A 4208-nucleotide genomic window follows, 5' to 3' on the forward strand; every position below is an offset into this window, starting at 1 on the left:
TTACTACACGTCACCACCCGCTCGGCCGCGAACAACGCGCGAAGGAATTCCATCGGATGCCCCTTCAGCGACAACCGCACCGTCTGATAATCGGCGACGACGTGCTCGGCCATCGGCATCGTCGGCAGCGGCGCGGCGCGCTCGTCCTCCTGCTCGCGCGCGTGCGCGGCTTCGAACAACGGCAGCGGCACATCGTCGGGCAGCCGCCGCACCGCCCACAGCGCGGCGCGACGATCGAGCCCGAGCGAGCGGAACGCGTCGGCATCAGCGAGCAGGATCAGCGCGCGCTTCGGCAGCGCGGTGATGCGCGCAAACTGCTCCAGCGACGTGAACGCCCCCCTCGCCCGCGCCGCGACGATGCGTGCCGCCCAGTCGTCTCTCGGTGCCTCGCCGGCTTCGAGCCGCACCCGCTCCTCGTCCAGATCGGCCCAGCGGAAAGCGTCGATCATCCGGAAGCCGAGCCGCACCGCGTGATGCTTGCCGCAGCGCTCCTCCAGCGTGCACTGACCTGCGCTGAACGACACGTCGACCGGCCGCACTTCGACGCCATTACTTCGCGCATCGCCGACGATCTGCGCCGGCGCGTAGAATCCCATCGGCTGCGAGTTCAAGAGCGCGCAACAGAACGCGTCGGGATGGACATGCTTGAGCCATGACGACGCATAGACCAGCTGCGCGAAGCTCGCGGCATGGCTCTCGGGAAAGCCGTAAGAGCCGAAGCCCTTGATCTGCTCGAAACAGTTTTGCGCAAACGCGCGCTCGTAGCCGCGCGCCACCATGTTCTCGACCATCATCGATTCGAACTTGCCGATGGTGCCGACATTGCGGAACGTCGCCATCGCGCGGCGCAGGCCGTTGGCCTGTTCGGGCGTGAACTTCGCCGCTTCGATGGCGATGCGCATCGCCTGTTCCTGAAACAGCGGCACGCCGAGCGTCTTGTGCAGCACCTTGCGGAGTTCGTCCTTGTCGCCGTGCTGCGGCGATGGCGACGGATAGGAGACTTTCTCCTGATTATTCCGCCGACGCAGATAGGGATGCACCATGTCGCCCTGGATCGGGCCGGGCCGCACGATCGCGACTTCGATGACGAGGTCGTAGAATTTGCGCGGGCGCAGCCGCGGCAGCATGTTCATCTGCGCGCGGCTCTCGACCTGGAACACGCCGAGCGACTCGCCGCGGCACAGCATGTCGTAAACTTCCGGCACCTTTCGCGGAATGCTGGCGAGCGTCCAGCGCTCGCGCTTGTGCGCGTCAATCAGGTCGAAGCATTTGCGGATGCAGGTCAGCATGCCGAGCGCCAGCACGTCGACCTTCATCATCTTCAGCGTGTCGATATCGTCCTTGTCCCATTCGATGAAGGTGCGGTCCGCCATCGCGGCGTTGCCGACCGGCACGTAACTGTCGAGCCGATCCTGGGTCAGCACATAGCCGCCGACGTGCTGCGACAGATGCCTGGGAAATTCGATCAGCTCAGTGGCGAGCTCCACCGCGAGCGCGATCATCGGATTGGCCGGATCGAGCCCGGCCTGCTTGACCTGCATATCGTTGAGGCCCTTGCCCCAGCTGCCCCACACCGTATCAGCCAGCGCCGCGGTGACGTCCTCGGTCAGCCCCAGCGCCTTGCCGACGTCGCGGATCGCCGAGCGCGGCCGATAGTGAATGACGGTGGCGACGATCGCAGCGCGGTGGCGGCCGTAGCGGCGATACACATATTGCATCACCTCCTCGCGCCGGACGTGTTCGAAATCGACGTCGATATCCGGCGGCTCCAGCCGTTCCTTGGAGATGAAGCGCTCGAACAGCAAATCGACCTCGGTCGGGTTCACGGCGGTGACGCCGAGCACGTAGCACACCGCCGAGTTCGCCGCCGAACCGCGGCCCTGGCACAGGATGTTCTGCGACCGCGCGAACTGCACGATGTCGTGCACGGTGAGGAAGTAGTGCGCGTAGCGCAGCTTGCGGATCAGCCGCAGCTCCTTGTGCAGCACCTTCTTGGTGCGCGGCGAAATCCCCTTGGGGAAGGCTTTATGCGCGCCGGCCCAGGTCAGATCCTCGAGATGACGCTGCGCGGTCTTGCCCGGCGGCACCGGCTCGTCGGGATATTGATATTTGAGCTGGTCGAGCGAAAAATCGATCCGATCGGCGAAGCGCAACGTCTCGGCGATGGCATCGGGATCATGGCGAAACAGCCGCGCCATCTCCTCGGCAGGTTTGAGATGGCGCTCGGCATTAGCTTCCAGCCGGCGACCGGCTTTATCGATCGTGGTCTTCTCGCGTACGCAGGTCAGCACATCCTGCAGCGCCCGCCGCCGCGGATGGTGATACAGAACATCGTTGGTGGCGATGCATGGCACCTTAGCAGCGGCCGCGCTCCGCCGCAGCCGATCGAGCCGCCGCTTATCGTCGCCGCGATAATACGGTGCGAGGGCGAGCCAGACGGCACCGGCATTGAGCGCAGTGAGACGATCCAATGCGGTTGCGATCGTCTTCGTCTGGAACCGGTACGAAGGCATGACCACGAGCAGGATCTTCGAATGACGACCCGTAACCTTTCCAGCGTCATGCCCGGCCTTGTGCCGGGCATCCACGTCTTGCTGACTCAATCGTAGCAAAGGCGTGGATGGCCGGGACGAGCCCGGCCATGACGGCGTTGGAAACTGATGGATAGAGGCTGAAGGCTGAGGGGTGGACCTCGCAGGCTCGTGGATGAATTCCTCCAAATCCCCAAACGTCAGATGGCACTCACCCTTCTCCGCACGCAGCTTGCCGGTGCTGAGCAGGCGGCAGAGGCGGCCGTAGGCGGCGCGGTCGGTCGGATAGGCGAGAATGTCCGGCGTGCCATCGACAAAGCACAGCCGCGCGCCGATCAGCAGCTTCGGTTTATGAACGAGGTCTTTATTGTCGAGCTCGCTATAGGCACGCACCACGCCGGCCAGCGTGTTGCGGTCGGCGATCCCGATGGCGTCGAGCCTGAGCCGGCTCGCTTCATGGACATAGTCCTGCGGATGCGAGCCGCCTTCGAGGAACGAGAAATTGGTGGTGACGCCGATCTCGGCGTAGCGCGGTGTCATGCGATCCGCCTTGGATTCTTGAACTGACAACTGACTTCGTCATTGCGAGGAGCGAAGCGACGAAGCAATCCAGCTCAGTGCACGGAGCTTCTGGATTGCTTCGCTTCGCTCGCAATGACGGGGAGAGGCTGTGCCTATCCACTCGTCCACATTCTTCACGCAAACAATCCATGCATGTACCAGCGCGGCTGGCCGGTGCCGTCGGGCTGGGGCGTCACTTCGACATTGTAGAGGCCGTCGCGATACACCCAGAACCGCGCGCCGGCTTCGTCTTCGATCCGGAAGTAATCGCGGGTCAGGCCGGGCTCGGCGGCGCGCCACCATTCCATGGCGATGCGCTCCGGGCCTTCGGCGCGGACGACGCGATGAAGGACGCGGCGCCAGGTGAATTTCGCCGGCGGGTCGTCCGGCGTGCCGGCCATCACGTCGATCGGCTCGGGCGGCTGCAGCAGCCGCAGCGGCCGCAGCGGCGGCTCGTCGGCACGCTCCGGCCACGGCGCATCGCCGGCGTCCGGCGGACAATGCTGCACCGGCACGGCCAGCGCCGCGCGCTCCGGGATGTGCGTATCCTGCGGCAGATAGCGCACCACCCGCCGCGCGCCGAGCCGCGCCGCCAGCGTATCGGCCAGCAAGGCGACATCCTCGGTCTGATGCGCGGTGGTGTCGAAACCGCGCTGCGCCTCGGCGACAGACACGCTGACGCTGGCGGCGAGCCGGATCAGATCGTAGCCGAAGCCGGGATCGAGCGGATCGGCGAGCGCGTCGAGCTTCTCGGCAAACAGCCGCTGCACCACCTCGACCCGCGTCACCGGCTGTCCGGTTTCGACGCTGATACTGCGCACCGCGCCATCGCTGCGGAAGAAGCTTGCGGTGAGCTGGCGCGCGCCTTTGCCGCTCCGCTCCATCGCGGCGATCAGCAGCCGCGCCAGCGCCAGCAGCGTCGGCAGAATGACCTCGGTGGTGGCAACCGGTTCGGGAAAATTCTTGTCGACCACGTAGTCCGGTGCCGGCCGCCGCGGCGAGATCGGCGCGTCGTCTTCGCCGGTCGCCTGGCGCAGCACCGCGACGAAGTCTTCGCCGAACCTTGCGGCGAGTTCGGTCGGCTGCCGCGCCAGCACTTCACCGACAGTCTTGAAC

At 65.5% G+C, this 4208-nt stretch carries 2 protein-coding genes; both read right to left on the reverse strand.

Features of this window, described 5'->3' with window-relative positions:
• A partial coding sequence (locus DYI24_RS22345; RefSeq protein WP_164573891.1) for an error-prone DNA polymerase occupies positions 1 to 3071 on the reverse strand: 3071 nt, incomplete at its 3' end.
• Between the two features lie 155 nt (positions 3072 to 3226).
• On the reverse strand, positions 3227 to 4208 hold a 982-nt coding region (locus DYI24_RS22350; protein WP_164573892.1), incomplete at its 5' end, for a DinB/UmuC family translesion DNA polymerase.

Origin of the sequence: Rhodopseudomonas sp. BR0C11 (assembly GCF_010820945.1) — a bacterium.
In the GTDB taxonomy this organism is placed as follows: domain Bacteria; phylum Pseudomonadota; class Alphaproteobacteria; order Rhizobiales; family Xanthobacteraceae; genus Rhodopseudomonas; species Rhodopseudomonas palustris_H.